Origin of the sequence: Tolypothrix sp. VBCCA 56010 (assembly GCF_050875635.1) — a bacterium.
Classification (GTDB): domain Bacteria; phylum Cyanobacteriota; class Cyanobacteriia; order Cyanobacteriales; family Nostocaceae; genus Hassallia.
Map to the genome: position 1 here is coordinate 1 of NZ_JBPAOH010000113.1, position 26,014 is coordinate 26,014.

The 26,014-nt window shown below is 42.4% G+C and carries 23 protein-coding genes; 7 read left to right on the forward strand and 16 right to left on the reverse strand.

Annotation, left to right across the window (positions count from 1 at the left end; genetic code table 11):
• Nucleotides 1-903: 903 nt before the first annotated feature.
• From AABK37_RS28935 to AABK37_RS28975, 9 genes are all read right to left on the reverse strand, one after another.
• On the reverse strand, nt 904-2,655 hold the full coding sequence (locus tag AABK37_RS28935) for an iron uptake porin (protein WP_432554942.1): 1,752 nt from the start codon (nt 2,653-2,655) through the stop codon (nt 904-906).
• Nucleotides 2,656-3,775: 1,120 nt separating this feature from the next.
• Complete coding sequence (locus tag AABK37_RS28940) at nt 3,776-4,387, reverse strand: Crp/Fnr family transcriptional regulator (RefSeq protein WP_432554943.1); 612 nt, start codon at nt 4,385-4,387, stop codon at nt 3,776-3,778.
• 423 nt (nt 4,388-4,810) lie between these two features.
• Nucleotides 4,811-7,120 carry a PhoX family protein gene (locus AABK37_RS28945; RefSeq protein WP_432554944.1) on the reverse strand — a complete coding sequence of 770 codons (2,310 nt, stop codon included), beginning with the start codon at nt 7,118-7,120 and terminating at the stop codon, nt 4,811-4,813.
• Between the two features lie 359 nt (nt 7,121-7,479).
• Nucleotides 7,480-7,686 carry a hypothetical protein gene (locus AABK37_RS28950; RefSeq protein ID WP_432554945.1) on the reverse strand — a complete coding sequence of 69 codons (207 nt, stop codon included), beginning with the start codon at nt 7,684-7,686 and terminating at the stop codon, nt 7,480-7,482.
• Nucleotides 7,687-7,797: 111 nt separating this feature from the next.
• Nucleotides 7,798-8,469: a phosphate signaling complex protein PhoU gene (gene phoU, locus AABK37_RS28955; protein WP_432554946.1), complete on the reverse strand. Its 672-nt coding sequence runs from the start codon at nt 8,467-8,469 to the stop codon at nt 7,798-7,800.
• 27 nt (nt 8,470-8,496) lie between these two features.
• Nucleotides 8,497-9,828 (reverse strand): sensor histidine kinase, encoded by a 1,332-nt coding sequence (locus AABK37_RS28960; protein ID WP_432554947.1) that lies wholly within the window; start codon nt 9,826-9,828, stop codon nt 8,497-8,499.
• 54 nt (nt 9,829-9,882) lie between these two features.
• On the reverse strand, nt 9,883-10,635 hold the full coding sequence (locus tag AABK37_RS28965) for a response regulator transcription factor (RefSeq protein ID WP_432554948.1): 753 nt from the start codon (nt 10,633-10,635) through the stop codon (nt 9,883-9,885).
• A gap of 110 nt (nt 10,636-10,745) precedes the next feature.
• Entirely contained in the window at nt 10,746-10,943 is a 198-nt protein-coding gene (locus AABK37_RS28970) for a hypothetical protein (protein WP_432554949.1), read from the reverse strand.
• Nucleotides 10,943-11,560 (reverse strand): hypothetical protein, encoded by a 618-nt coding sequence (locus tag AABK37_RS28975; RefSeq protein WP_432554950.1) that lies wholly within the window; start codon nt 11,558-11,560, stop codon nt 10,943-10,945. Before AABK37_RS28975 ends, AABK37_RS28970 begins: the two co-directional genes overlap by 1 nt.
• A gap of 646 nt (nt 11,561-12,206) precedes the next feature.
• On the opposite strand from AABK37_RS28975, the gene AABK37_RS28980 reads away from it, so the two are divergent.
• On the forward strand, nt 12,207-13,112 hold the full coding sequence (locus AABK37_RS28980; protein WP_432554951.1) for a peptidoglycan-binding domain-containing protein: 906 nt from the start codon (nt 12,207-12,209) through the stop codon (nt 13,110-13,112).
• Here the strand turns inward: AABK37_RS28980 and AABK37_RS28985 are convergent.
• Nucleotides 13,089-13,220, reverse strand: a complete 132-nt coding sequence (locus AABK37_RS28985) for a hypothetical protein (RefSeq protein WP_432554952.1) — start codon at nt 13,218-13,220, stop codon at nt 13,089-13,091. The two genes, AABK37_RS28980 and AABK37_RS28985, sit on opposite strands and share 24 nt — an antisense overlap.
• Nucleotides 13,221-13,306: 86 nt before the next feature.
• Between AABK37_RS28985 and AABK37_RS28990 the strand changes: the two genes are divergently transcribed.
• The 3 genes from AABK37_RS28990 to AABK37_RS29000 all read left to right on the forward strand — a co-directional run bounded on the left by AABK37_RS28990 (nt 13,307) and on the right by AABK37_RS29000 (nt 16,070).
• Nucleotides 13,307-14,182, forward strand: coding sequence for an ABC transporter ATP-binding protein (locus AABK37_RS28990; RefSeq protein WP_432554953.1), 876 nt, complete (start codon nt 13,307-13,309; stop codon nt 14,180-14,182).
• 16 nt (nt 14,183-14,198) lie between these two features.
• Nucleotides 14,199-14,780, forward strand: a complete 582-nt coding sequence (locus tag AABK37_RS28995) for a 5-formyltetrahydrofolate cyclo-ligase (RefSeq protein WP_432554954.1) — start codon at nt 14,199-14,201, stop codon at nt 14,778-14,780.
• Nucleotides 14,781-15,239: 459 nt separating this feature from the next.
• Entirely contained in the window at nt 15,240-16,070 is an 831-nt protein-coding gene (locus tag AABK37_RS29000) for a carbohydrate ABC transporter permease (protein ID WP_432554955.1), read from the forward strand.
• 110 nt (nt 16,071-16,180) lie between these two features.
• Here AABK37_RS29000 and AABK37_RS29005 read toward each other — a convergent pair whose 3' ends face one another.
• The 3 genes from AABK37_RS29005 to AABK37_RS29015 form a co-directional block, all read right to left on the reverse strand.
• The gene (locus AABK37_RS29005) at nt 16,181-16,801 is read right to left on the reverse strand and encodes a sugar transferase (protein ID WP_432554963.1); all 621 of its coding nucleotides are present in this window, start codon (nt 16,799-16,801) and stop codon (nt 16,181-16,183) included.
• A 366-nt stretch (nt 16,802-17,167) separates the two neighbouring features.
• Nucleotides 17,168-21,106: a hypothetical protein gene (locus tag AABK37_RS29010; RefSeq protein WP_432554956.1), complete on the reverse strand. Its 3,939-nt coding sequence runs from the start codon at nt 21,104-21,106 to the stop codon at nt 17,168-17,170.
• Nucleotides 21,107-21,481: 375 nt separating this feature from the next.
• Nucleotides 21,482-21,637 (reverse strand): hypothetical protein, encoded by a 156-nt coding sequence (locus AABK37_RS29015; protein WP_432554957.1) that lies wholly within the window; start codon nt 21,635-21,637, stop codon nt 21,482-21,484.
• A 16-nt stretch (nt 21,638-21,653) separates the two neighbouring features.
• Here AABK37_RS29015 and AABK37_RS29020 point away from each other — a divergent pair, with 16 nt between their 5' ends.
• The 3 genes from AABK37_RS29020 (at nt 21,654) to AABK37_RS29030 (ending at nt 24,562) form a co-directional block, all read left to right on the forward strand.
• Complete coding sequence (locus AABK37_RS29020) at nt 21,654-22,334, forward strand: Crp/Fnr family transcriptional regulator (RefSeq protein ID WP_039737172.1); 681 nt, start codon at nt 21,654-21,656, stop codon at nt 22,332-22,334.
• A gap of 10 nt (nt 22,335-22,344) precedes the next feature.
• Nucleotides 22,345-23,082: a DUF2232 domain-containing protein gene (locus tag AABK37_RS29025; protein ID WP_432554958.1), complete on the forward strand. Its 738-nt coding sequence runs from the start codon at nt 22,345-22,347 to the stop codon at nt 23,080-23,082.
• Between the two features lie 202 nt (nt 23,083-23,284).
• Nucleotides 23,285-24,562: a nicotinate-nucleotide--dimethylbenzimidazole phosphoribosyltransferase gene (locus tag AABK37_RS29030; protein WP_432554959.1), complete on the forward strand. Its 1,278-nt coding sequence runs from the start codon at nt 23,285-23,287 to the stop codon at nt 24,560-24,562.
• 14 nt (nt 24,563-24,576) lie between these two features.
• Here the strand turns inward: AABK37_RS29030 and AABK37_RS29035 are convergent, their stop codons facing one another.
• From AABK37_RS29035 to AABK37_RS29045, 3 genes are all read right to left on the reverse strand, one after another.
• Nucleotides 24,577-24,825 (reverse strand): hypothetical protein, encoded by a 249-nt coding sequence (locus AABK37_RS29035; RefSeq protein ID WP_432554960.1) that lies wholly within the window; start codon nt 24,823-24,825, stop codon nt 24,577-24,579.
• 39 nt (nt 24,826-24,864) lie between these two features.
• The gene (locus tag AABK37_RS29040; RefSeq protein ID WP_432554961.1) at nt 24,865-25,239 is read right to left on the reverse strand and encodes a hypothetical protein; all 375 of its coding nucleotides are present in this window, start codon (nt 25,237-25,239) and stop codon (nt 24,865-24,867) included.
• 329 nt (nt 25,240-25,568) lie between these two features.
• Nucleotides 25,569-25,793, reverse strand: coding sequence for a hypothetical protein (locus AABK37_RS29045; RefSeq protein WP_432554962.1), 225 nt, complete (start codon nt 25,791-25,793; stop codon nt 25,569-25,571).
• Between the last annotated feature and the right edge of the window lie 221 nt (nt 25,794-26,014).

Genomic DNA, 26,014 nt, shown 5'->3' on the forward strand with positions numbered 1-26,014 from the left:
CATGTCAATTTTTATCACTAAAAGTTTTTTGCTTCAGTATTAAGCACTTCTAATGTATTTTATCTATCTTCAGATACTTCGACTTTTACTTGAAAATACCAGGCTATGAAGATATTTTGATAATGTATTAATTAAACTATCTTACATTTGGCTAACCTAAGCGTTTTTTTCTGACTTGTGAGAAATCCGGGTAAAACCCCGTCCTTCTAGGACGGCTTTATCACGGGTTTTGGGAGTTTAGAAATATACTTTCTCACTAAGTCTGACATAGAAACACCCTGCCCCTCCGCCTCTTGTTGCAATTGAGCGAACTCGTATTCGGATACTCTAATTTCTAGCTTTTTGCTTCTTGACATGTCCGGACATTTGTCAGTACAATAACAAGTATAGAGTACAGGTAGAATATCCGCTAGCATGTGACTATACAAATCTGGGGTGTCTCCACACAACTGGCTAGGAAACAAAAATGCTCGGAGGGTAGGGAAAGTCCTCCTTAAAACCCAGTCGCTACCTAATAAGTTGCGCGTGAACCTAGAAAAGAAAACAACTTAAACAACAGCGTACGGCGGGGCACGCCGGAACGTAGGGAAAAGAGAGGAACACGCAACTTCGGCACTCTCAACAAAGTACCTGAAAGCTTGGGGACAGATGCCCTCTAGGTCTTTCGTGAACTGGCTCAACATTTGGTCAACTACACGACGGATGTTTGGTTTAGATATTGCCCGCGTACCAGTCGGCGACTGGGAATAGGGACACGAAGGTTTACGGCTTGCTGGACGAACCAAGAATCCTCAGCATGACGGCTGAGGAGTGTCAAAATTCCACATCACTTATCTGACTATGCAAAAGCCCGCTTGTAAGCGGGCTAAGGTTTATCTAAATTGTTATTAGCTGTGGGCAGTTTTAGAAACTGAAAGTAGTACGCAGCGTACCTACATAGATGTTGTCATTCCTATCATTATGCTCTGGATTGAAAATCACCAATAAACCGGGAGTAACAGAAATATTGTCGTTCAGTTGCAGCCTGTAAAGACCTTCTAAACTGTAAGAGGTATCTGAATCTCTTAGCCCTCTACCATTCCCAGTAATATTGGCATCGTTGCTGGTAGTTTTCGGTGATTGACCAAAGATAAAACCAAGCAAGTTACCTTTTCTGCCAAAGTCTTGTAAAGCGAGGCTAGCACCCCAGTAGTTAAAGCTTGCACTATCACCGTTATTAACAGTTAGGGGAATGCCGTTAATTGAGGTGGCACGGTTAGCGCTACTGTTCTCGGCTTCAGCGTCAGTGTAACCGTACCAACCAGCAAGTATGAACTTATCACTGGGTTTGAAGGTAGCTTCTACACCGTAGTGATTGGCTGAGGTGGCAATATTATTACCAAATGGTTGGTTGGCAATGTTGCTACCTGTATTACTAAAGAGGTTCACACCACCAAGATTATTTTGATAGCTACGTACATAGGTTAGACCGAGATTAAAAGCTTTAATTGGTTGGAAACTTATCTGACCAAGAGCCGCATAATTACCATCAAATAAACCTGCTTTATCGATAGGGTTGTTAGCTACGTTACCATTGGGATTATTAGCACCACTACCTCCACCAGCTAAATAACCCACAGAGGCACTCAAAGCTCCATTAGGGTTAAAGCTTATGGTTGCACCTGCACCACCAGAACCTTGACGGTAGATGGGGCTGAAGCGACCATAACGGGAGATAGCACCTTTAGCACTGCTGGAAAAGACAGGGTTAAAGTTGTTGATGTTTTCCCAATATTCACCGTTGTTAGCATCAACCTTGACACGTATTGCATCGCTTAAGTTGAAAGCATAGTTAATTTTATCGAAAAAAATGGTGTTGTTAGTGTTGTTGTCAAATGCCAAACGGGTCATGTTAGTACCCGTTGAAGCCTCACCTAAGTTAGCACCATTGTTGGCAAGGACATTCCCCGCTTGCATACGAATTTGCAACTGGTCTTTGCCACTGAAGCTGGAAAGCAAGTTCAAACGAACCCGGTCAGAGAAAGTCGTGTTGGCATCTAAGTCGCGGTCTGCTGCGTTTGGATTAGCTCTGAGTGTAGCAGCGTCTATTGCCGCGTTATCCCCGAAAACATCAGACAAAGCAAAAATCGCTTCCCCAACTAACTTGGTGGTAGTGGAAAACTGATTTGCTTCTAACTCAGCGGTTCTGGCTTCTAGTGTATCTACTCGACCGCGCAGAGTTGCCAATTCAGCAGAAAACTCTTCTTGCAAGCGCTGTAAGGTCGCTAAGTCTTCTTTTGTCACCAAGTCAGCGGTAGCTGTGGCAATCAATTCGTTAACACGGTCTAAACAGGCATTCAAACCAGCGGCAAATTCATAACGAGTCATTGCCCGGTTGCCGCGATAAGTACCGTTTGGGTATCCAGCGATACATCCGTAACGCTCAACCAGAGATTGTAATGCTTGGAATGCCCAATCAGTAGGCTGCACATCAGAAAACTGAGATACCGATGTTACCTGACCCATGCTGTTAGACTCTTCGGACAATTGGGAAACAGAAGTTGTCTGTTCTTGTTCAGCTTTCACTTCTGCTGCTACAGCACTGTTTGCCGCTAAAAATGAGGCAGCAACAATTAATGGACTTAATTTAAAAACGTTCCAAAGAGGTTTTTTCATTTTTTTGACTCTCACTCACACCTATTGATTTAATCGGGGAAAATTCCGATAATCATATTACAGTAATAGTAGCAGATATTGTGATTAATATTCACTTTTAGATATAGAATTTCTTCCTTCATGTTGTTGACGGCTTCACTCTCATAAGTTAAAAGCAGACTTTTAACTTACTGTTCACCGATAATTGTTCTGAGGTTAAGTTTAGGTAAAATTGATATTTTGCAGCAATGGCAACAAGCGCCTTGATAGCAAAATGGTTGAAGAATAGTACAATTTCTCTGCATCGGTTTTGCTCATTGACGCAAATTGAACTTTTGTTAACGGTCTTTTTATAGTTACCGTCAGAGGATATTTACGAAAGCGATAATTTTTGGCATTAAGGTTGTCTCTACTGTCAAGGTTAAGTGACTATATAATCAGCAAAATATTTCCCAATTTTCAAAGTAAAATACCGATTATTAATATATAGGACTCATATTTGATTGCGTGAAATACACGTAGGGTCCGGCTTATTGGGGTGTGGATTTTCGAGGCAGTTTGCGGTGTAGATTTTCTTCCCGCAAAACTGCCGTCCTCCCCCAATAGGGTTCGTTGTCTTAGTAACGCACCGAGAAGAAGGCTTTGGTGCGTATTTGACAAAATCAGTAACGCACCCTACATATACTTAGATTTTTTCACGCAATCAAACCAGTCCTATAGTTATCAGACCAATGACGAGAATTTAAAGTTTCTGTCAATTTTTTGGGAAGTTGATTTATATATTAAGATTTATTGTTTGTTTTGGGAGTTCCCACCTTAGTACTTACTATTGGTTTTTCAGTGCAAGGAATATTATCTCATGAGGAGCGCAAGCGCCAAGGAGCGATCGCATCCAAAAATCCCACAGACAAAATATTCGTTCTCGTTGTTTCATAAAGAACGGACTTACACCAAATCATCATAAAACTAACTCCTCCAGACGCACAGATAATTAAGAGCGAATGAAGGCACTTCAAACTGAGCGTGAAACACGAAGTAATTATTTAATATAGTGTTGTGTAAGTCCTCACCAGGAAACTGTCATTATTTATTTAACCAAAGTGCCTGTAGTATAAACAAGTCAACTAGCACACATTTGACACTATTTTTTTGTCGCTTGATTGGGAAAACATAGAACAATCCGGCGTTTATAGCGTAACATTTTTCCTTCTTCCTCAAACTGCTGTAGTAGCCGTGTTACCGTCACCCGTGTTGTATTTAAAACTTCGGCAATTTCTTGGTGGGTAATATTCAAGTCAATCAGCTTGCCTTGTTCTACCTCACAACCAAACTTTTGACTCAACCAGACCAAAAATTGCCACAAACGTAGAGAAATTGGCTTACGATGTACTATACTTAACAATTCCTCTGCTTGTTGAATGTGGCATAATAAAGCATTCAAATCTTCGTGCCACATATGAGGTGGTATAATGCTTACCTCTACACTTGTCAAACATTCAATTTGGTAAGGTTTGACTGTGGATAAAGGATAACCAACCAAATCCCCAGGTCCCCAATAACCCAGAGTGATGAATGTTCCATCTTCACTCCAGGTTAAGGTACGAATTGTTCCCCGCTCAATCCGCCAAAGTACATCATTGCGTTGAGGAATTATTTCTCGACGGTTAAATAACCTCTGGGGCAGTTGTTCAGTTGCAGTAGTTAAGGGATTGTTAGATATAGGATTTGGTGTATTAATCGGCAAATATGTCATGAAAGTTATCTCGCTTAATAGAAGTTGTTTGGTAGATTTAAAAATTATCAAGGAATGCAAAACCCAATCTATGCAAGGCAAATGCTTGCTAGAACACTCATCACCACGCTCATTCAGTCAAAGGATAGATGTTTCAAAGGAAAAACCGCTTTAAAGTAAGTTGGGATAATTTGAATCATCGGCAAATCTCAAATTGAATTGCCAAATAGTGTCTGGAGATTATTCAACTAATAATTTGAGCAGGTCATACCGCCTGAGGAAGCGTTACTCAAATCGGGTGGTAGCTTTTAGAAGTTATGACATGGCATTAGCATCACATATTGTCAGGTGAATTTTATATATTGCAGTTTAAAATTTGCTAATGATTTGTATAAAAGATGCTCTATTAAATTGTCATTAGCCTACTATTATTGAAATAATTTGTCAAGTAGATGAAGATTTAGTAATCGCAACAACTGCTGGCTTCGGTGGAGAATTGGGAGTTTTGCTGGGCCAATTCGAGCCAATGGGAACTTGTCGAGTTTGCATAAATTCTTCACCCGTGGTAGTGGTAACTAAAAATTCTCTGCTTTCTGAAGCTTGGTTTTTACGGATACCGTTGCTTTCACCTGGATGCTGCACTGAGAGGAACATTGTTTGCTCGTCTTCAGTGAACAAAGGACCTGTGGTTTCACACTCCATAGGTCCTGTGGCAAATAGAAAAGCTTTACCTGCTTCTTCACCACTGGTGGGAATAAACCACAGAGCGTTGTTACCAAACAAACCCGATATGTTAGCAGGTTTACCTTGGTCATTAAGGCGATTAATGATGGCACTATTCATTTTACTGCTGGACATATCTGTTACCATCCAGACATTTCCGCTACGATCTAACAGCAAATTATCTGGATTGGCGAAACCCATACCACCTGCTGCGGGTTCACCTCCTGTTGCTAACATTTGCCATTTAAATTTATCTGCTGCGGGATCGTTGTTGTCTTCAGTTAAACGCATCACCCAGCCATACTCATAGGGTGCTTCACCTTTAGGACTTTTGAAAACTCTGATATCGGGACCCCCCTCTTTATCAGGAGAACCAGAGGTAAAGCTAATGTACAAATCGCCACTAAAAGCAATTTCCGTATCTTCGGGACGCGCTGTGCAGGTTGCACCGGCGGCATTTGCGGCATAATGTGCGTCAATTAAAATTGCACCTTGCTGTTCTTCACTATTACCCGTGTAAAGGTCGCCTAATTTTTTGTAGTTTTGTTTAAAAAAGCTAATTTCTTCGTCTTTGGTGATTTGTAGATTAACTCCTTCAATTGGTTCTGGTAAAGGTTGAAAACCGGCTTTGCCTTCGCTTGTCGCACCTTTTGGTAGACGGATGATGTTTCCCGCGATTAGCTTAGGAACATCTGGATCTACGGGTGTGTCTGCTTTTAGGGGAATCCAGCGACCGGTACCATCAGGGTTAAATTTGGCAGCGTAAAGCATTCCTTTTTGCAACAGTTGGGAATTAGCTTTATCTTTGGGGTTGGTGACGCGATCGCTACTCACAAATTTATATATATGTCCTCCTCGGCGATGTCTGACGACAAGCCGCTTCTCTTCGAGAGGCTTCGCCAACGCGTCTACGCATCCCGAATAAAATGCTAGTTGTTTGCCTGCTTCAACCCGCACACCAACCGCTTCATGATGATATCGTCCTAACCAAGTATGTTTTGTCCCGTAATCATTCGGGTTTGCTGGATCGACTTCGACAATCCAGCCATATTTATTTCCCGCTAATCCGAAAACATTACCTTGTCCGAAAAGTTCTTCATCACCCAAAGCAAAAGGTCGCTTACTTGGGTCTAAGGATGTTCCATCGGCATATACTAATTCTGGTACTTGCGCTTGAAAGTTTTCTTCTGCACTTAAGACTGTACCCCAAGGTGTTGTTCCACTGGCGCAGTTAGCGAAAGAACCGATAATGCGTAGACGCAAAGCGGCTTGTCGTAAGACATCGCCTAATTTATCAATATATCCCTGTCCTTGCTTTTTGCGAAACACCGCTACCGCAGGACCGGTTGCTTTTAAATAACGCTTGTCTTCTAAGCCGGAAATTCCACTAATTCGGCGATCGCTTGGAGAATTAGTTCTTTCCCATTTACCCGCAGCTGTTTTTCTAATCGAGATAATCCCCAATCCTTGATCTAAAAGGGCTTCTGAACAGATTTCCTTGATTTTCGCTTTTAGTGAATCATTATCTGGCAAAGCATAGGCATTAATTTCATTTTTCCCGGATGCATTCAAATTCAGTGCTGTTTTTACCTCTGCAAATGGTAATGATTTGCCAATTACTTGCTGATATGTCTGCATCCATGGGATGGCACTGATATATTCAAAGTTAACTGAGAGATATCCTTCGTTTTCACTTGTTGGCACAAAAGATAAATAATCGTTGTTGTAACCAAAGCGCGAATCACCGACTTTATCACCCCAAGCTGCAATAACTTGGTATTGAAAGCCTTGTGGTAATACTAAATCATCTACAACTTCATGGGTGCTGTAAATTTCTTTTTGCTGTTCTGGTTTAAAGCCAGCCGTTTCTAAGGGTATAGCACCTTTTATCGGTTTAAATAAAAATGAATTTACCGTGGTAGCTATTCTTTTTAATGTATCTTTTTTATCACATCCACCCAGAGAGCCAAGTGCTACTGCACCTGCACTTCCTCCCAATAACAGCAAAAATTCCCGACGTTTGATACTCATCAGTTTTATCGATTACAGCATAAACAGAGAGTGAGATATGAAGGAACATTCAGCAATGCCGATCTTTGGTTACTTTAAACGTCAAAGATTAAGAACAGGTAAGCTTTTCGTGAAATGTATGTTATTTAACAAATATTTGATTTGCTTGAGCAAAAAATATTTATCTTTGTACTTATATTGTTTATTATATACTTATATCTCCATAGTATAAAAAGAAATTGTTAACTAATACCAATTTTGTATGAAGATGCGTAAGCGCGGAATTACGCACGCGCTTACGCTCTAGTAGGGACAATTCATGAATTGCCCCTACGTAAATAAAGCGCAACCTCACATAAAATTAATTTCATTTTTAGAGTTTAACCAAAAGTTACACTTAAATGTAATGTATGTTTTTTACCAAGAATTAATTTCTTGTCACACATTACCAAAAAAAATTGTGGAAAACCGGTATCCACTACTACAAAATTTCTAAATTGTCTGGGGAATTGGGCATTGGGCATGGGGCATTGGGCATGGGGCATGGGGCATCGGGCATGGGGCATCGGGCATGGGGCATCGGGCATGGTTTTGCGTGGGCAAGTAAAATACGTCTAGCTTCTTTTTATTCCCAATGCCCATTGCCCATTGCCCATTGCCCATTGCCCAATGCCCAATGCCCCATGCCCCATGCCCAATTAACCGCGTTGACCGGTAACGATGTATGCTACTCGTTGACCGATGTTGGTGGCGTGATCTGCCATACGTTCGAGACAGCGAATTGCTAAAGCTAGCAAGACAATTGGTTCAACTACACCTGGGACATCTCGTTGGTAAGCTAAAGTTTGATAAACGCGATCGTAGGCATTATCTACAGCATCATCTAAACGTTTGATACTGCGTCCGCTGACTTCATCCAAATCTGCCAAAGCCACCAAACTAGTAGCTAGCATAGCTTGGGCGTGGTGAAACATGACGGCAATTTCTGGTAAAGTAGGATGAGGCGGATAAGGAAAGATTTTCACGGCAATTTCAGCTAAATCTTTAGCATAATCGCCGATGCGTTCCAGGTCGCGCACCAACTGCATAATAGCACTCAATGATCGCAAATCTTGAGCTGTCGGTGCTTGCAGGGTCATGATTGCCGTACAGTCTAATTCGATTTGTTTATAAAAGCGGTCAATTTTTTTATCTAATCGGGGAAGTTCCTCAGCTGCGGTTAAGTTCCGGGCAATTAAAGCTTGGTGACTGAGGCGAAATGATTGTTCGACCAAAGCACCCATACGTAACACATCCCGTTCTAAACGTCTCATAGCGCGTGCTAGCTGGGGTCTTTCAGGATTGGGACTATCAAAGACTGCTTTGGTCATTTTTCGTCTCAAACATGAAGATATTGTTTAACTATAGTCTTGGCTTTGGGAGTTTGCCACTACTTCTGGGAATACAATTTGCAGCCATGCACCTTTTGTTTCGGGATGATTCATGGCTTTAATCGAACCTCCGTGGGCGAGGATGATTTGTTTAACTATCGCCAAACCTAAACCAGTACCAGCAATTCCCGTTTTTGAGTTACCCTCTGGCTGTGATTCACGAGTTCTGGCTGTATCTCCTCGGTAAAATCGCTCAAAAACATAAGGCAAATCGCTTGCCGAAAAACCGAATCCGGAATCTATTATATTGATTTCCAGACTTTGGGGAGAAGAATTGTCACTATAGTTATTATTTATGGGGATGATTTTCGCCTCTACGTAAATTTTTGTACCAGGGTGACTGTATTTGATGCTGTTATCGAGCAAATTGAGAAATACTTGGTAAATCCGCGATTTATCTGCTTTAATCCAGAGATTTTCGCCTCCTCTTGAGTCAAGAGTTAGTTGGTGTTGCTGTGCTATCGGTTCTAGTGTTGCCCAGACAGAGGCAATTAGCGATCGCACTTCTACTACTTCTGGATGTAGTTCAATTCCTGGGTTTGTTTCGATTTTGGTGAGTTCTAACCAGCTATGCACTAAGCTAATTAGTCGGTCAACTTCTTGCATTAAGCGGTCAACCCAACGATTCAAAGGTGATTCTAAGCGGTTTTGTAATGTTTCTACGACCAGACGAATCGAAGTCAGGGGAGTTTTCAGTTCGTGTGCCAGATCGGAAAATGCGCGATCGCGTGCTGCGTTCATATCTAGCAGTGGTTGGCGATTTTCCAGAAATACCCCTACTTGTCCATTGGGTAAAGGCAAGCTGGACGCTCGCAAAGCTAGAGATTTCAATTCTAACATGGCTGCGGCGTTTTCACAAGAGGGGTGAAACACCCATTCTTTGATTTGGCAAGAAGAGCGATCGCGTGTTTGCTCAATTAACCGATCCAGTTCATAGGATCTTACCAGTTCTAGCAATAAGCGCACCTGTCCTGGTTGCCACCTTTGCAAATACAATATCTCTCGTGCCTGCTGATTGCACCACAGCAATTGATTTTCTTCATCAACTTGCAAATACCCCACTGGTGCGAAATCCAGCACTTTTTCATAAGTTTGCAGCGACTGCTGTAAATCTTGCTGATGCTGCTCAACTAAGGCAATTTCATCCCGCAAACGAGGAATCAGCGGTAGCATTACCTTAGAAGAATCGGGGGCAAAAGGTCGCAGGACTCGTCCCAAATAGCGATTTAGTTGAATTTGTTGCCAAATCCAAAACCCAATGCCTATGGCTAAACCCAGAAAAAAAACCAATACCAGCATCGCAAGTTTTTAGTTACTTTATAACAACTAAAAACTAACAACTATCGTCATCAATTATCCAAATCGATAGCCAAAACCTCTCACAGTCACGATATATTCTGGACGGCTGGGATCTTGCTCTAATTTTTCGCGTAACCAGCGGATGTGAACGTCTACAGTTTTACTATCCCCGACAAAATCTGGTCCCCAAACTTGATCTAGCAATTGTTCTCGCGACCATACCCGACGAGCATAACTCATGAACAATTCTAAAAGGCGGAACTCTTTAGGCGATAAATTCACTTCTTGACCGCGAACCATAACGCGACACTCTTGGGGATTTAGTGTCACTTCCTTATAATGTAAAACTGGCACTACGGGCAAAGTGCTTAAGCGTTGACGCCGAAGTAAAGCTCGACAACGAGCGACTAACTCCCGCATACTAAAAGGTTTAGTCAGATAATCATCTGCCCCGACTTCTAAACCCAAAACGCGGTCAGTTTCACTACCTTTAGCACTCAGCATCAAAATTGGTACTGGATTTCCTTGATGACGCAGCAAGCGGCAAATATCCAGTCCATTGATTTGAGGCAGCATCAAATCAAGGATAACTAAGTCAAAAAGAATCTCTCCAGAGTTGGGTTCAAAATTTTTGAGATATTCTAGAGCCGTTCGTCCATCCGAGGCAGTTACCACCCCGTAACCCTCCTCCTCCAAAGCGACAACCAACATTTCCCGAATTAATTCTTCATCTTCTACCACGAGAATGCGGCTTGTGTTTGCAATCTCTGTTCTGGGAGGATACTTAGTCAACTCACTTGTATACATCGGGATCACAAAGTTTGGGGCTTGTGCCTGTATCAATACATTTATCTTATATCAGTGTCAGCATCAAAGTTAAAGAAGATTCTGAAAAACTTGTTACTTAAATCACATGATTATTTAACATCGGGCAATGGGCATTGGGCAATGGGCATCGGGCAATGGGCAATGGGCAATGGGCATTGGGCAATGGGCATCGGGCAATGGGCAATGGGGATTGGTAATTCCTCCTTGTCTTCTTGTCCCCTTGTCCCCTTGTCTTCTTGTCCCCATGCCCCATGCCTAATGCCCAATGCCCCATGCCCAATTCCCATTAAGCCATGAGAATGTTGAGATTTTCTTCTTTAATCAAAATTTTTAGTAAAGCAGCCGCACCGATTTGCTCAGAAACTGCATTCGCATTCCATTTTCCGTCAGAGGTGTACTTACCTTTGGTATAGTGGTTAGTGCCCGACCACAGATAAGGGGTGAGAATATCTGGATGGTTTTGCCTGTAACCAAAACCGTTGTATTGTTCAATTTGCCAAAGTTGTGCGGGTAAACTCCAATCTTTTACTTTGTCTAAATCTTTGCCTCCTTTTGTCAAAGCATCAATAGCACTTTCTTCCCATGTGTAGCCTACGTCCCAACCTTTAATGGGGTCGGGGACTGGTCTACCTGCTGGGACATTTACGGTACGTTTTTTTAGGGGATCGCCGTTGTGCAGATGTTTGCTGAAGCTAAGGGAGGATTCCATATTGTGGATGACCGCAATAAAGTACCAAGGTACATTAATTTTTTGTTGTACAGCTTGGTAGTGATCGCGATTTGTCTTGATTTTCGCAACTATCTGCTTGGTGGTATCTAATTGGTCAGATTTGATTTGACAGCTTTGCCAAAGCTTCTGATATTCCGGTTTGAGATCGCGAAGACGAACTGATACTTCTGTCATTTTTCTTGCCTCAAATGAGAACACAGACTTTTCTCCGTGTTTTGAAGTTAGCTCATTTCTGAAAAAATTGATTTTTTTATACAAAAAATTAACCTTTTTTTATTTTTCGGCTGATTGCCTAGAAATTACTTATTTCTTCCCAAATATCGCTCATGACATGAAAAAATGTCAGTTAAGAAGTCACTTAAATTAGATGTTATTTATACAAATAATTAACTTTTTTTACAGCAATATTCCGCTCATCTGCTTTCGTTCTGGTTTTTGCTGCCACTGCCTCTGTTGTAAAACAGCGCTATAACTGACAGGTTATTTCTTAAATTTTCCGTTTTTATCAGTATTTTTACGAAAATATTTTCTATTTAAATGTTTTTACTATACAAAAGTATTGTTTGAAACGATAATTTTAAATTTTGTAACAAATAATCATTTTGACGAAATAATCTACCCAAGGGTATATTTTCAAAGAGAATCGTTATTAAATAACTGCTAAAAGTAACGCGAAGACAAGAAAAATCGGGTTTTTAGATCGCAACCAGTTATGGTAAGTAAAGAATTTTGAAGCATACAAACTGAGTGAGTGCATAATTTCTTGAGTTTTGCACCTATTAGTTAGCAGATGTGATAACTAAGAGTTAAAGGGCGCAATATGAAATTACAAGAGTTTTTGGGAACAGATCATAAGTATGGGTTTGAGGCGATCGCTGAAGATCCAGACTTGGCTCGTCAAGTTCAGATACAATTAATTGGCTTAGGTCTGCTGGAACCTCCTGCTGACGGCAAGTTTGGACCGCTTTCCGCAGCAGCACTGAAAAAATTTCAAAACTTAACAAAGACAGGAGAAGCTGAATTTTTAGGAAAAGTCACAGCTAAAGAACTGATTGAAACTAAACGAGACGAACTTCCTAAAACTCCCTTAAAACTAAGCAATGACCTTGCAAGCCGGATTGTTAAATATATGCAATCCAAAAATTATGTTATATTCGCCGAACCCAAGGAATACAACATTGTTTACATTGAGGGGATGAATGAAGACGGCAGCCTCAATAATGATGCACCGAATGAATTTAACGATCGACGGATAGTCATTGAAGTTGTGGATGGTGTTCCCAAAATCGTCAATCACTGGCAAGCTACCACCGAACCAGGTAGCCATTATACTTATATGCCGATGAATCCTCAAGGAGCTGCGAGAATTCAATTTGGGCAATACAAATCTTGGTCTGTGGGAACCCACGGCACGGCAGAGCCTCACGAAGCATTAGTTCAGGTTGATGATATCACTGTCTGCCGAGATTTTAACCAAGATTTTAAACGAACTGGCGACAAACTTGACACAGGTCTTTTCGCGGTTAATCAACACTATGGCTTTGATTTTCCCCAAAATAATATTCGCGCTGCCAGTGCGGGTTGTTTAGTGGGACGCAGACGCGAGGGACACCGCGAGTTCATGGCGATAATAAAAAGCGATCGCCGTTATGTAGCTAATCATAACTATGTCTTCTACACCACAGTTATTCCCGGCGATGAATTAGTCAAGGCATTCCCAGCATAGGGCATTGGGAATTGGGAATTGGGCATGGGGTATAGGGCATGGGGCATGGAAAAAATCTTTTATTCCCAGCCCATTGCCCATTGCCCGTTGACCAATTTTGGCTTTCATCGGTAAGAATTCTACTTTTTAAGTAAGTGTCCTGGCGGCAGGAATGCTAGTTTAAGGATGAATTCACAATCATATGCAAAGTATCCATGACCGCTGCTGTCTACCTAGAAAACGTCTACAAGCTATATAACAATGTACCTGTGGTGAACGATCTTTCATTCACAATTGAAGCAGGTGAAATATTTGGTCTACTCGGTCCCAATGGTGCAGGTAAATCTACGACAATTCGGATGCTAACCACCTTAACGAAACCATCCCAAGGGCGGATTGAAGTATCTGGATATGATGTGGTAAAACAACCGATATTGGCAAAGCAAAGCATTGGTGTAGTTTTGCAACAAGTCAGTGTAGATGCAGATTTAACAGTATGGGAAAATATGGAGTTGCACGGAAGGCTGCATCACATTGCCAATCCACAGCGACAGCGATTAATTAATCAATGGCTAGATTATGTAGAGCTAGCAGACAGACGCAATGGTTTAGTAAAAACTTTGTCTGGGGGGATGAAGCGACGGTTACAGATAGCGAGAGCTTTGTTGCATCAACCGCAAATTCTGTTTTTAGATGAACCGACGGTAGGACTTGACCCGCAAACAAGACGACGCCTTTGGGAAATTATTCGAGATTTGAATAAGCAAGGAATGACGATGCTACTAACGACCCATTATATGGATGAGGTCGAATATTTATGCGATGCTTTTGGCGGTGATAAGCCAGGACGCATTGGTATTATGGATGGCGGAAAGCTGATTTCTTTGGGAACTCTACAACAGTTGCGCTCCTTACATGGTCAAGGTTTGGTGATGAAGCAAGTTGGCGATCGCACTCAATATCTATTTTTCCCCACTCTGTCAGAAGCTAATGTTTATCTAGATCAACAAAAAGATAAAACCGGGATGATGGTGCGTGCTTCTAATTTAGAAGATATTTTCGTGGATCTCACAGGACGTCGGTTAGATTAAAAGAAAATTTCTCTAAATGGAAAAAGCAGAGTTACGCCGATCGCTTATCAAAACACGTCAATCAATGTCGGTGGCAGAATGGAAACTTCATAGCGATCGCATCTGCACTCACATAACTTCCTCACCACTGTTTACTCAAGCAAAAACCATCCTGGCTTATTTCAGTTTCCGCCAAGAACCTGACCTCAGTCCACTGTTTGCACCTTTTGACGGTGGGAAAGATGCCCAGATTACTAAAAGATGGGGATTTCCACGCTGCGTCGGTGACTCGCTTTGCTGGCATCTCTACACAAAAGAAGATTCCCTGCAAAAAAACGGTTATGGTATTATCGAACCTCATGCCGACGCACCAACTATAAAGCCTGCGTCAGTGGATTTGATTATCATTCCCAGTGTGGCTTGCGACTATCAAGGATATCGCTTGGGTTATGGGGGTGGATATTACGATCGCCTGCTGAGTTCTCCTGAGTGTTCCACAAAGCCGACTATCGGAATTGTATTTGATTTTGCCTATCTACCACAGCTACCAGTTGAGTCTTGGGATCAGCCGTTACAAAATGTTTGCACTGAAATGGGGTTGACTGCTTGTAGAAGTTAGTTGTTAATTGTTAGTTGTGAGCCAGTGCGTTGGGGAGGCAGTGCGTTGGAGAGCCAGCGCCGTGGGCGGCTTTGCCGACTTGAGGCGTCTGGCGTCCGGGTTTCCCGGCTTGAAGCATCTGCCGTCGGCTCTGCCGACTTGAAGCAACTGGCTCTCCCGTTGGGTTAGTTGTTACGAGTTACAAGGAATTTTTCTAGTTATGGTATTTATTAAGAAAATTAAGGTATAAATAAATTCCCAAATAAATTTTTAAATTCCGCGCCGAGGACAATTGTCCTCGACGCACCAACTACAACGCTATGTAGTTAGTAAAATACACTTACTATATTACTATGTTCGTTTGACAAACACAAGCAATTAAACTTATTTTAGGATAGATATTTGCCGGATATAACGTTGTAAAAGCAGCAAATAATCTATGGTAATTAATAAGTTGTAAAAGAGAGTGGAGAAAGAGAAATGACTTTAATTAAAAGCAAAAATTGGTTATGGATGTATGGGTTATTGGGAGCGATCGCCTTAATGACGCTGTTTCCTATGCTGTGGCTTTTGAGTACGGCGTTGAAAAGCAAGACAGAAAATATCTTTGCGACGCCGCTGCAATTATTGCCTAATCAACCTACTTTGAATAACTTTGTCTTAGTTTGGCAATCTCTACCTTTTGGGCAGTACTTATTCAACAGTACCTTAGTGGCGGTGCTGACTGTGGGCTTAAATGTACTGTTTTGCGCGGCTTCAGCTTACCCGATAGCTCGATTGTCCTTTCCAGGACGAGACTGGATTTTTGTGGCGATCGTCTCCACGATTATGATTCCCTTCCAAATCGTGATGATTCCCCTGTACATTTTGACAGTGCAAATGGGTTTGAGAAACACTTATTTGGGAATGATTTTTCCTAGCTTGGCTTCTGCATTTGGGATTTTTCTGTTGCGGCAAGCTTTTATTAGTGTTCCTAAAGAAATGGAAGAAGCTGCGAGAATGGATGGCTGCTCAGAGTTAGGCTTGTGGTGGTATGTTATGTTGCCAGCGATTCGCCCTGCTTTGGTAACTTTGGCTATTTTCGTATTTATTGGTTCTTGGAGTGACTTTATTTGGCCTTTAATTGTCATCCAAGATGAACAGTTATACACTCTACCTTTGGGAGTCGCGAAATTAGCGGGTACGTTTTCCCTAGATTGGCGGTTGGTAGCTGCTGGTTCGGTAATTTCGATTGCGCCGGTGTTGATATTATTTCTGTTTTTACAACGTTATATTGTACCGACGGAAACTGATGCGGGTGTGAAGGGTTAAATAATTCTTTTCGGCGTGGATTGGAAGATAGGATAATGGAAAACGAACCGCAGAGGACGCAGAGTACACAGAGTTTGGGAGAGTTTGAGAGAGTTTTTACGTTAGTCGTATTAATAAGCACCGCTTTTTTTAAATACGACCCAAACAGTTTTGACTAGAAGACTTAAATCGTAGGCAACAGACCACTTACGCTGATAGTCAATATCCATGCTGACGATAATTTCAAAGTCGTTAATGGAGGAACGACCATTAGCTTGCCATTCGCCGGTAATGCCTGGTTTAACTTGCAATCTTTGCCAATGGTGTGGTTCGTATTGTGTTACTTCATCAGGAGTGGGTGGACGAGTACCAACTAAACTCATGTCTCCGATTAAGACGTTCCAAAATTGAGGAAATTCGTCTAAGCTGGTGTGCCGCAAAAATTTACCGACACGAGTAATGCGAGGATCGCGAATAGATTTAAAAATGTGACCTTTTGCCTCGTTTGTTACTAGATGCTTGAGTTTATCGGCACCAACGATCATTGAGCGAAATTTCCACATGCGGAAGGGTTTTCCGTTAAGACCGCAGCGAATTTGAGAATAAAATATTGGACCTGGGCTGTCAATCAAGTTGGCGATCGCTACGGGAATACACACTACTGCTGTAACCATCAATCCGATAATCGCTCCAAAAATGTCAATTAATCGTTTGACAGTGCTTACTGTTGATGCGTGTATAGAATGATTTATAGTTACAAAATCATTTACAACAAAAGATTCTGTATTAGAAGTACAGGTGGACACGGCTATAATTCGGTTTTTACTGATTTATATGTTGTTAAATGCCAATATAGACAAGAAATTTTCTTGAGTAAATGCGGAAACGGCAAATTTTATCTAATCTTTCAATTACGCAGAGTTTTTTAAATTTTCAGTATTTTCTCTGAAGCAAATACATAAAAAAACAATAACACGCAATCTGGATGCCAGTAGAACCAAGTATTTATACTAAGGATGGCTGCGTGTTATGTAAAACTATTTGCTAATTGGTAGTGAGCGAGAAGAGCGCTGAATTACAACGGCTAAAGCCGTTACTACGAACTTTCAAGCAGCAATCTAGTTGCTGACAAGTACGAAATTAACTGTGTAAGGTTCGTCAAAGGATTGCTGAGTACTGGCTTTGATAGCATCGAGATAGCGACGCAGTGCTTGTAGTTGTTGGAAATTGGGACGATAGGTAAGGCTACCTTGTTTGTCAAAAAGTGGGGCAGCGGCGATCGCTTTATAGTCAGGATTTTCTTTTGAAGTCTGAGTCAGCCAGTTGGAGTCTTGACTAGAAGGAATCAAACCAGGAGGTAACTCACCTTCTAAAAAAGCCAGCAAGCGTTGCTGACAAGTACGGGTATTGATGCCTTGATTCTCGAATAACTGAATAACTTCGTTAAAAGATAGCGATCGCTCTGGCATTAGTCGCAGCAATTCACTAAACAAGAAATAATCTGTATACTGTTGCTTGGCTACCTCTACAACTTGGGGATGCAAAGGCAACATCGCTAAACCATAAGCAACCCGGCTACAAGTGGGAACACCGTCACTGCTAGATAAATCTTGAATAATCTTAGCGTTGGGGAGTTTTTGCCGCAGCCAACTTTTCACCGCACCGCAAGTAGCCACTCCACCGGTGAGTATAGCTTGATTAATTGCTTCTGTAGGAATTCCCTTCGCTACTAACAATCTGTTAAGTTCTCGGTTGAGGCGTCGCACAAACGGAACAAATACATTCGCCTCTAAATCTCGCCGATGCAACACCCATCGCCGATCTGCCAATTCCAAAGTAAAAGATTCTTGGTGCTGTAAAATCAATTTTAAAGCAAGTCCGGCATCTAACACCGCCTGTCCCAAAAGAGAACTTTCGAGCCGTTGCTGAAGACGAATGCGAGTTGTGATATCCGGTTCCCCAGGTCGAGGAAGTTCTAATTCTTCTAAATTCAAACTTGACAGCTGCATCCGATCTAAACCAGGAATCGCTGGTTGCCAATGCCAAGCATTACTGCTAGTAGTTTTGCTATCGTCTTGTGTTGAGGAACGTGGTTGTTGCCATTTTTGGGGAAACAGTAACTGACAGATAATATCTTGCTCAATTCCTTTGCCAGCATAAGCAAAACCGTGGAGCATAAAATTACTGTGTGTGAGTTCTTGCAGGTTTTCTGGCAAATCGACTAGCGCCATTTCTGTGGAAGTTGCGCCAATATTAATTGTCAGAGTGCTACCAATCGGACGGCGATCGCTTTGAATTGGCGGAGGAGAACCTTGAGGAACGCACAATTGTACAGTCTCACCGTTAGCACCGTCAAGTTCACTGAGCAAACTAGCGATCGCTTCTTCGACAAAAAATACTTGCTGTGGATGCTGCACTATTTCGCTGGTGAGTAAAGCTTCGCGGACATTAAAGCGATATTGTTCCGACGAGTTAGATGGACAAGTTATTATTACACCAGCAATATTATTGATAATTGTCCGAAAACTTTGTTCATCTATACCAACAGCTGCGGCTGTTAAACCTGGTGTAGTGCTAGTGCTTACGCATTTGAGAGTTAACAGCAATTTCGAGAGCGATCGCACAACCCAAATCAAAGGACCGGCGGAAAATTCATTTAATTGCAACACAGGTTCCCATTTATCTAGCTCGTTTTTGTAGGGTATCGCTATTTGTAAATAAGGCTTCAACTGCGCTGAATAAACACTGTTTGTTTGCGCTAAAGAGGGAGAATTGCTAGTAGCTACTCCTGCCTGAGGAGAAGCCACAGCTACTGGCGCTTCTGAGTGGAGTGCTTCTGTGGACATCTCGCTACCAGATACAGAAGCCGCAGGTAAATAAACTTCTGCTGGTAAACGAAACGATGGTTTTAATAAAGTTGCTGCCGATTGCTTTTCTGCTGACCAATAAAGAGGATAGACAACATTAGTGGAGCGATTCAACAGTGCCGCAGAAATTCCAGTTGTACCCAAATCGATTCCCAGATACCAAACTGAACCATCAAGATTGAGCGATTCTGGTTGATTTGCCCTGCCGGAACTTAGCAATGCTGTCGGTTCAGTTTTTTCACTTGACGCGGGGAAAATTTCTAACACCTCGACAACAGACTCAGCGGCAGTCAAAGTATTTTCTGCTAGAAATTGATTTTCTAAGTTGATTTCTGGTTGTGACTGAGAATTTAATTGCCGATCGAAATCAGCTAAATCTTGATTTAATTGCTCTAACTGGTCTTCGTCTAAGGAAATATCAAAAACAGAGTCAGCGATCGCTTCAGCTTGAGAGAGTAAATTTTCCTGGGGAGAAGCGCTAATATAGTTTGGCGAAGGATCTTCATCTTTCTGCACAAATAACGAACTTGGAGTTTCTGAAGTATCTGGCGCTACATTAATTAACAAGTCGCCCAAGACAGTAATTGTATCGGCAATTGTCGGTTCTTCAACAGGCACAGGTGTTACATCTTCTGCTGACGGCAAAATATTCTCAGTATTATTCAGTGTTAATTTTTCATAAGTATCTGATATTGCTGGTGTGGGGTTGCTTGCATCCAGAAGATCCGCGTTTGATTCTTGCAGCCAAGCATCTTGTACAACAACTGGATTCTCCGGTTGTTGCACTTCGTTTGTGCCGCCAAGTTGTGATGAATCTGTGGTCAAAGCCGATACATCATCTATAACATTTGATTCTTGCAGCCAAGCATCTTGTACAACAACTGGATTTTCCGGTTGTTGCACTTCGTTTGTGGCGTAAAGTTGTGAAGAATCTGTGGTCAAAGCCGATACATCATCTATAACATTTGTTTCCTGATTAATTATTTCTGGTGTGACTTCATCCCGAACAACCGATTGTTGTAATTTTGTGGGGCTTTCTGGTGGCTGGACGATATTCGACATTGATAAAGGAGTCGAAGCGGTCACAGATAACTTATCTGTAATATCCGATTCTCGATTTGTGTCAATTTTCTGGCTTTGCTCGGTGAGATTTTCAGTACCAAACAAACTGGCGTAAAGCTGATCTACTTCATCAACAACTAACTGAGCATTCGGCACTGATGCGGTTGGAGTTGTAGTATTAGCAGTAACGAGTTTTGGCTCATCCACACCAAGTTGCAAAAGTACTGTATCTAGATTTGTTGTCGCGGGGGTATCTTGTTGAATAATTGTCGGTGATGAAGAGGTTTCGTTTTCTCTTCTTAAAGAAGATTGCTGCAATTGAGAAGTCAAATTGTTGAGAAAGCTGCTCATCAAGTGTTCTGTTTGCACTCCTTGGCTGTGCATTCTCGCTAACGCTTGAGATAATGACTCGTGGTAAGTGTGAATGTTGCGCTGTAGTGCTTCAAAGACGACATTCACAGTTCCATCTAGCGATAAAAGACGGCGATCCAACTCCGCAGCAAAGCGTGTTAACTGTTCTGGGGGTGTTGATTCTAAAAATGGTGGAGTCGAGGTAGATTCTACTTCTGTTGAGTAATTAGTATCGAGTTGCTGGCTCGCGCCTGATGCTAAATTATCTGTTAGTTGTGGCGTTATTGGCACTATGCGATTCATCAACACCTGCAAAAATTCGGAAATCATCTGCTCCTGATTTGCCATCTGCTGGGTTAAGGAGTAGTTGTGCAATCGCCGTTGCTCTAATTGTCTGATTTCCTGTACTAAAGTGGCTCGCTCTTGCAACAAAGTTTGTAATTCTGCTTGCAACGGCTGAAGCAATGCGGAAAAATCAATTTTTTGCTCAGGGGGGTGGACACTCTGTTGTTGGTTTTGATCTGGCTGTGGTGAAGACTCACTATTACCTCGATCGGCAAATTTCGCGAGTATTGGCGATAATTGTGGCTGTTCGGCAAGCTTGTTTTCTGATTCGTCCCTTAATTTGATGAGAAAGTCGCGAATTCGTTCTAAAAGCTGTCTTGGCTCTTGTGCTGCCTGACCGGATAGAACTCTGGGTAAGCGTTTGCCGCTTTTAGCGAATAAGTCGTCAATATCTGCGATTAGTCTTTGAATTTCTTCGGCGCGGGAAGTCACTGTGATTTACCTTAGCTAGAACTGTACGTTATCTTTTATAGAAGTTACTTTACCTGAAATAGGAAGGAGTCATGCCACCAAGCGCGGTACACAGAAGTGGTGGAACAGACGCACAACCATGCGTTGAGTGGGAGCCACACCGCATTGCTCATTCTTCCATGTGCCATTTTGAGGGTAACGCAGTCGAGCAACGTTGACAGGAAACAGGAAACATTACCTTTATCATAGAAAAGATAAAAAAGCCAAAATTAATTATATTTAGTATCATTGATGAAGTTTTGTTTTAAGTGATAATGTTTGCAGTTGGGGCAAACAACAGTGGCGATCGCACGCTCACAAACTGCTTTACACAAAACTTTCACTTGTTTAAAATCTTCATGGTAAAGATTTTTGAGAGAAAGCGACAACATCGCTTTTTTGTGTAACATAGTTAAGTTTTATGTTCGTGTGGGGCTGTGTGGCGATCGTCACCGCTGAAAATGACACTCTTGTTTGTTGTGTAACATCCAGCTTTAATAAATCTGTTGTCATCAAGGACTGATATACTTTGCACGCACCTCCCAATCCCTGGATCGCAAGTGCGCCCTTTTTCCAAGGGTTGCCAGAAGACGTTGTGGAACCAGCCTTAACTCATCTTGTCACCCGCACTCACCCGGCAAATCAAGTCATTTTGCTGGAAAATGACTGGGGAGGTTCTGTATATTTTATTATCGATGGATGGGTAAAAATTCGTACATACAATTTAGAAGGCAAAGAGGTAACGCTGAATATTATCGGCAAGGGCGAATTATTTGGAGAAATGGCAGCGCTAGATGAAGTGCCTCGTTCAACTGACGTGATTACTCTGACTCCGACGGTGATAGGCAGTATGCCGGCACAGGATTTTGTGAAATTACTACACACAGAACCCTTGGCGGGAGTTAGATTATCGCAACTAATGGCACGACGCTTGCGACAAGTAAATCGAAGATTGCGATTGCGCGAATCTGATAGTCAGTCGCGGGTGGCTGACACGTTACTGTTTTTAGCAGAGGGACAGGGAAAAAAAGGGCAGACAGGAACGGAAATTCCCAATTTACCTCACCGGGAATTAAGTAGTTTGAGTGGACTGGCGCGGGAAACAGTTACACGAGTATTGACAAGGCTGGAAAAAAAAGGCTTGATTAAACGGGATCAAGACATTATTTGTGTTCCCGATTTATTAGCCCTAGAAAAAATGATAGTTTAACTTGTTATATATGACTATTTCAGATTCTCTGCCAGATGAGCCAGAAGAACGCCACTCCCTTAAATCCCAAATCGAGGCTGATGAATTGTTAGACAAACAAGAGAATTTTAGCCGACAACAGTTAAAAGCTGATGCGCCTTTGCGAATGGTGGAAACGGCATTTTTAGCAAGTGCCTCTAGTTTGATTTGGTTTATTAACAATTACTTTCCGTTGGGACCAGTTTTGCGGATATTTTTTCCCGTGCCGATCGCTTTAGTTTATCTTCGTTGGGGCAACCGCGCAGCATGGATGGCGGCGGTTGTTTCCGGGTTGCTGCTTTCGGTGTTGATGGGACCGGTTCGCAGTTTGCTGTTTGTCATGCCTTTTGCTTTTATGGGCGTGCTTTTAGGCGCAACTTGGCATCGCCGCGTTCCCTGGATTGTTTCTATCACCTTGGGTACGCTGTTAGGTACTTTAGGGGTATTTTTTCGCGTCTGGTTGTTGTCTGTATTGTCGGGTGAAGACTTATGGATTTATTTGATTAATCAGACGACAGATTTTCTAGAGTGGTTATTTTTGAAGCTAGGAATCTTGGCGACTCCCAGTGTATTTTTCATTCAAGTGGGAGCGATCGCCTTAATAATAATTAACAATTTTATCTATCTATTCGTCGTTCACCTAGCAGCATGGCTGTTATTAGATCGCCTCGGCAATCCGATCCCTCGTCCCCCACGCTGGGTGCAAGTTCTGATGGATAATGAAGGATAGTTAGTGGTTAGTCGATAGTGGGAGCGTGGTTAATCGTTAGTCGATAGTGGTTAGTAAAACAACGCTCCAACCAACAACCCAACGGGAGAGTCAGATGCGTGACTGTCGGGAAACCCGACGGCAGGTGCTACAACGGGGGGAAACCCCAAGACCGCACTGCCTCCCCAACGCACTGACTCACCAACAACGCTCCAACTAACCTATGATTCGCATTTATACCCAAATAGAACAAGGTGAAGCATGGATCGCACGTTATCGCGGTACTTCACCGATTTTTGCCTGTGTATTAGGATTTACCGAAACTTGTTTAATTCCGGGAATTTCCGCAGCCGGTCGGACTCCAGAGGATCGGAAATACACAGCCGTTGCTGATGCTGAGTTTTTACACTACGGTGCAGGACGAAAGCCGCAATATGCCCTACCACCTTTGGAGGCTGGCGCGTCACCTGTGTTAATTTCTCGCGCTGTAGTTGAAGCACTTGAGATTCCAGTTTATTTGTTTAATGCTGGCTTACCCCAGCTGCCTGCTGTACCTGTAATTGATTTGGGTGGCTGTCCGGCTAAGTGTTTAAGTCAAGGTGCAGCGATGGATTTAGCAACGGTAAATCATTTGTTAAAGCAAGGGCTGCTTTGGGGTGAACGGCTAAGTGAGAAAATAAAAGATGGCTATTTAATTGTTGGTGAGTGCGTAGTCGGCGGAACTACAACCGCCCTAGCGATTTTAACTGGCTTGGGTATTGAAGCAGTGGGCAAAGTTAATAGCAGCCATCCTGTTTGTAACCACACGCAAAAGTGGGCGGTAGTGCAAGCGGGGTTGGAGGTTTGGAGGGGGAGAGGGGAGCCAGCGCGTTGCGGAGGTTCCCTCCGTTCTAGCGACTGGCGTGGGGAAGGGGGGAGTGGGGGAGGTGGAGGAACTGAGGTAAAAAAAGTTTTAATCCAAAATCCAAAATCTAAAATCCAAAATCCAAAATCTAAAATCCAAAATCCCGTAGATCCTCTAGAACTTGTAGCGGCAGTGGGAGATCCGATGCAGGTGGTGGCGGCGGGTATGGCTATTGCAGCGAGTCGGCGTTGTGGTGTAATGCTAGCTGGTGGGACGCAAATGCTGGCGGTTTATGCTTTGATGAGTGCGATCGCTACTGCTTATACTTTACCTTGGCGAAGTAAAGCAGTTGTCGTCGGTACAACTCGCTGGGTAGCAGAAGACCCCTCTGGCGCTACAGTTGAATTAGCTCAACTAATTAATAGAGGTGGGAAAACTGAAAATAATGTTTCCCCACCTCTACTTGCAACTCAATTAAGTTTTGCTGATTCTCGTTATTCCCAACTCCAAGCTTATGAGCAAGGTTTTGTGAAAGAAGGTATGGGCGCTGGTGGCACTTGCATTGCTGCCCATATAAGCCAAGATTGGCGACAAAACCAACTTCTGGCAGCTATTGAAGCCCAACTCGAACGCTTGAGCCGAGTCAATAGTCATTAGTCGTTAGTTAAGAGTTATTGAAACAATGGGTATTGGGCATTGGGCAATGGGCATTGGGTAATGGGTAATGGGTAATGGGCAATGGGTAATGGGCAATGGGCAATGGGCAATGGGCAATGGGAATAAAAAGAAGCGATCGCGTATTTCACTTGCCTACTTGGACGCTTGCCCCATGCCCGCTTGCCCCATGACGGCAGATGCTTTAAGCCGGGAGACCCGTCCAACGCACTGCCTCCCCCATGCCCGCTTGCCCAATGCCCCATGCCCAAACGATACGAGTGATGTTTAATTTAACGACCTACTTAATGAATTCTTTTGAGCAATAATTGTTCTTCCAAGGCAGCTATGCGATTATATGCGGCTGTTAATTGTGCTGTCAGGCGTTGGATTTGAATTTCTGGTGTTAAAAGCTTATCTCCGGCTTGCAGATTCATTTCTGGATAAACGCCGTCTGTCAATACATCCTTGTGTTCTAAATCTGAATTTAAACGAATTTGTCCTTTTAACTGGTAGCCCCCAGTGTTGTTATTTTCCAAATAATTATCTTTTGCCTCTGTTCTTGCTAAAGAACACTCTGATACAGCTTGAGAGACTTTACCATCAAGCTGCTCAATCAGATCGTAGAGGGCATCGACTTTATGACCCAAACTTAGGATCTGTTTTTGTAATTGCTCCATTTGATACCCTCGTCCACATATTTTCTCTATATATAGTATTCAATCTATTCACAAGGTTAACTATACTTATGAATTATTTAAGTATTCATATTTTCTCTTAAAAGCTTGACTTAAAGCATTAAACAGAAATAAGCAGAAACATGTATGTAAAGTATCACTAATCATCATTGTTGAGATAAATTAATTTTTTCAAGATTATTTGCCTGATTTTTGCTCAATTTTGTTGATTATTAAGGTTTTCAGCATTGTTGAGAAGACAAAGCGCATATGACTTGCTTTCGTCAACAGCTATAATAGGTGTTGCTTACAGATGTAGTTGTTACAAAACATCAAAAAGCAGATTTATAGACAACAAGCAGAGGAAGGAAACAATCAATTTTCTTAAGCTCATCCCCCGGAGTCTCGCACTCTTGATTTCGCGGGCCGAAGTGAATTGGGCATTGGGCATTGGTTTTCTTACCCATGCCCCTTGCCCCATGCCCAAGACGGCGGACGGCGATTCCTCCCACCCCTTGAAGGGATGGGCAACCGAAGCCGTCTTCGGTGACTATCACCTAATTTATACGTAAATTTTCGAATAAAGGTATTTAAAATCACCTATTATTTAGCATTGGATTGACTTGTCCAAAGTTAGAAATAGCACCAATTGCGGTATTGATGAAAAGTCAAAAGGGGTTGGGATGAACCCGGACAAAAACGGACAACATAAAGCTCAATACCTCACTAAAAACGATGAACGGGCGAGCAAATTGATGCGGCGGTTCGCCGGACAGAA

What these genes read in the sequence shown, in the direction of transcription:
- AABK37_RS29015 (WP_432554957.1), bottom strand. Translation starts at nt 21,637, where the DNA reads ATGACAACAGATTTATTAAAGCTGGATGTTACACAACAAACAAGAGTG.
- AABK37_RS28985 (WP_432554952.1), bottom strand. Translation starts at nt 13,220, where the DNA reads ATGAAAGCCAAAATTGGTCAACGGGCAATGGGCAATGGGCTGGGAATA.
- AABK37_RS28950 (WP_432554945.1), bottom strand. Translation starts at nt 7,686, where the DNA reads ATGCCCGATGCCCCATGCCCGATGCCCCATGCCCGATGCCCCATGCCC.
- AABK37_RS28940 (WP_432554943.1), bottom strand. Translation starts at nt 4,387, where the DNA reads ATGACATATTTGCCGATTAATACACCAAATCCTATATCTAACAATCCC.
- AABK37_RS28960 (WP_432554947.1), bottom strand. Translation starts at nt 9,828, where the DNA reads ATGCTGGTATTGGTTTTTTTTCTGGGTTTAGCCATAGGCATTGGGTTT.
- phoU (WP_432554946.1), bottom strand. Translation starts at nt 8,469, where the DNA reads ATGACCAAAGCAGTCTTTGATAGTCCCAATCCTGAAAGACCCCAGCTA.
- AABK37_RS28980 (WP_432554951.1), top strand. Translation starts at nt 12,207, where the DNA reads ATGAAATTACAAGAGTTTTTGGGAACAGATCATAAGTATGGGTTTGAG.
- AABK37_RS29035 (WP_432554960.1), bottom strand. Translation starts at nt 24,825, where the DNA reads ATGGGGCATTGGGCAAGCGGGCATGGGGGAGGCAGTGCGTTGGACGGG.
- AABK37_RS28975 (WP_432554950.1), bottom strand. Translation starts at nt 11,560, where the DNA reads ATGACAGAAGTATCAGTTCGTCTTCGCGATCTCAAACCGGAATATCAG.
- AABK37_RS28970 (WP_432554949.1), bottom strand. Translation starts at nt 10,943, where the DNA reads ATGGGAATTGGGCATGGGGCATTGGGCATTAGGCATGGGGCATGGGGA.
- AABK37_RS29000 (WP_432554955.1), top strand. Translation starts at nt 15,240, where the DNA reads ATGACTTTAATTAAAAGCAAAAATTGGTTATGGATGTATGGGTTATTG.
- AABK37_RS28965 (WP_432554948.1), bottom strand. Translation starts at nt 10,635, where the DNA reads ATGTATACAAGTGAGTTGACTAAGTATCCTCCCAGAACAGAGATTGCA.
- AABK37_RS29040 (WP_432554961.1), bottom strand. Translation starts at nt 25,239, where the DNA reads ATGGAGCAATTACAAAAACAGATCCTAAGTTTGGGTCATAAAGTCGAT.
- AABK37_RS28995 (WP_432554954.1), top strand. Translation starts at nt 14,199, where the DNA reads ATGGAAAAAGCAGAGTTACGCCGATCGCTTATCAAAACACGTCAATCA.
- AABK37_RS28945 (WP_432554944.1), bottom strand. Translation starts at nt 7,120, where the DNA reads ATGAGTATCAAACGTCGGGAATTTTTGCTGTTATTGGGAGGAAGTGCA.
- AABK37_RS28990 (WP_432554953.1), top strand. Translation starts at nt 13,307, where the DNA reads ATGACCGCTGCTGTCTACCTAGAAAACGTCTACAAGCTATATAACAAT.
- AABK37_RS28935 (WP_432554942.1), bottom strand. Translation starts at nt 2,655, where the DNA reads ATGAAAAAACCTCTTTGGAACGTTTTTAAATTAAGTCCATTAATTGTT.
- AABK37_RS29025 (WP_432554958.1), top strand. Translation starts at nt 22,345, where the DNA reads ATGACTATTTCAGATTCTCTGCCAGATGAGCCAGAAGAACGCCACTCC.
- AABK37_RS29030 (WP_432554959.1), top strand. Translation starts at nt 23,285, where the DNA reads ATGATTCGCATTTATACCCAAATAGAACAAGGTGAAGCATGGATCGCA.